Source organism: Paucibacter sp. PLA-PC-4, from assembly GCF_026241155.1.
Classification (GTDB): Bacteria; Pseudomonadota; Gammaproteobacteria; order Burkholderiales; family Burkholderiaceae_C; genus Roseateles_E.
The window spans coordinates 1-1452 of the sequence record NZ_JAPFGP010000057.1; the positions used below are offsets into that span (position 1 = coordinate 1).

The window sequence follows — 1452 nt, forward strand, 5'->3', positions numbered from 1 at the left end:
TCGAAGCCTTCCGGGCCATGTTCCCCGACGGGCTGCACTCGCCGCTGTGGATCGTGATCCCGCTGGGCGCGGGGCTGGCCGGTTTCTTCGGCGTGATGCTGGGAGCGCCGACGCTGAAGCTGCGCGGTGACTACCTGGCCATCGTGACGCTGGGCTTTGGCGAGATCATCCGCGTGTTCCTGAACAACCTGGAGCACCCGGCGAACATCACCAACGGCCCGCGCGGGATCGGCCAGATCGACTCGATCCGCTTCTTCGGGCTGGACCTGGGCAAGCCCACCGAGCTCTTTGGCTTCGTGCTGCCCTCGGTGACGCTGTACTACTACCTGTTCCTGGCGCTGGTGGTGGCCTCGGTGGTGATCTGCTACCGGCTGGAGAACTCGCGCATCGGGCGGGCCTGGATGGCCATTCGCGAAGACGAGATCGCGGCCAAGGCCATGGGCATCAACACGCGCAATCTCAAGCTCTTGGCCTTCGGCATGGGCGCGACCTTTGGCGGCGTGGCCGGCTCGATGTTCGGCGCCTTCCAGGGCTTTGTGAGCCCCGAGTCCTTCAGCCTGCAGGAGTCGGTGATGATCGTGGCGATGGTGGTGCTGGGCGGCATCGGCCACATTCCCGGCGTGATCTTGGGGGCCTTGCTGCTGGCCATGCTGCCCGAGGTGCTGCGCTATGTGGCCGGCCCGCTGCAGGAGATGACAGGCGGACGGCTGGACGCCTCCATCCTGCGCCAGCTCTTGGTGGCGCTGGCCATGATCAGCGTGATGCTGCTGCGCCCGCGCGGCCTGTGGCCCTCGCCCGAGCACGGCAAGGCCGCGACCGCGCCCACCGACAAGAAGTAAGAGCAAGGACAGACCCCCATGACTGACACCGTACTGAGCGTCAAAGGCGTCTCCAAGCGCTTCGGCGGGCTGCAAGCCCTCTCCGAAGTGGGCATCGAGATCAAGCAAGGCCAGGTCTACGGCCTGATCGGCCCCAACGGGGCGGGCAAGACCACCTTCTTCAACGTCATCACCGGGCTCTACACCCCGGACGGCGGGAGCTTCATGCTCGGCGGCGAGCCCTACACGCCGCAAGCCGTGCACCAGGTGGCCAAGGCCGGCATCGCACGCACCTTCCAGAACATCCGGCTGTTCGCCGACATGACGGCGCTGGAGAACGTGATGGTGGGCCGCCACATCCGCACCGGCTCGGGCCTGATCGGCGCGATCTTGCGCACGCCCGGCTTCAAGGCCGAGGAGGCTGCCATCGCCAAGCGCGCGCAGGAGCTGCTGGACTATGTGGGCATCGGCAAGTACGCCGAGTTCAAGGCGCGCACGCTGAGCTACGGCGACCAGCGCCGCCTGGAGATCGCCCGGGCGCTGGCCACCGACCCCAAGCTGATCGCGCTGGACGAGCCGGCCGCCGGGATGAACGCCACCGAGAAAGTGGTGCTCCGAGAGCTGATCGACCGCA

General features: G+C 67.1%; 2 protein-coding genes. Both read left to right on the plus strand.

Features of this window, described 5'->3' with window-relative positions; genetic code table 11:
* A partial coding sequence (locus OOZ63_RS28845; protein ID WP_266009323.1) for a branched-chain amino acid ABC transporter permease occupies positions 1–839 on the plus strand: 839 nt, incomplete at its 5' end.
* An 18-nt stretch (positions 840–857) separates the two neighbouring features.
* Positions 858–1452, plus strand: a 595-nt coding sequence (locus OOZ63_RS28850; RefSeq protein WP_266009324.1) for an ABC transporter ATP-binding protein, incomplete at its 3' end; no start/stop codon positions are given.